The organism is Lactiplantibacillus garii, from assembly GCF_003885105.1.
Taxonomy (GTDB): domain Bacteria; phylum Bacillota; class Bacilli; order Lactobacillales; family Lactobacillaceae; genus Lactiplantibacillus; species Lactiplantibacillus garii.
The window spans coordinates 1-435 of sequence record NZ_QWZQ01000136.1 but is presented as its reverse complement, the minus strand read 5'-3'; the positions used below and the strand labels follow the sequence as shown (position 1 = coordinate 435).

At 33.3% G+C, this 435-nt stretch carries 1 pseudogene; it reads left to right on the top strand.

Annotated elements, in window-relative coordinates:
* Positions 1-435, top strand: a pseudogene (locus tag D1831_RS14505) (hypothetical protein); the annotation flags it as partial.

The following is a 435-nucleotide window of genomic DNA, read 5'->3' as shown; positions in this document are numbered from 1 at the left end:
AGATTGGAACGGCAAATAATTACTTTTATCCATATGTCTATTTGTGGTTATGGGCGTTTCCATATGCAATTATTAATGATCCAGTTATTGCTTATTATTTAAATGTTTTTATATTGATGATGGCAACGATGGGGATTGCATATATTTGTGTAAACAGTTTTACTAAATCAAGGATGCAAGCAACATTGATATCAGTATTGTTTACTACCGCACCGTACCACATTTTTATTCTGTCTGGACAATCCGTTTTGGGAGAAGCATTAGCTTTCACGTTTATTCCATTATTTTTCTTGGGATTATACAATGTAATCCGTGGTAATGTACATAAATGGTGGATTATTGCTATTGCACTTGCATTAACAACATATGCACATTTAATTACATTGGCGTTAGAAGGCATCATAGCCGTAGTAGTTTATTTTGCCACAATAATGG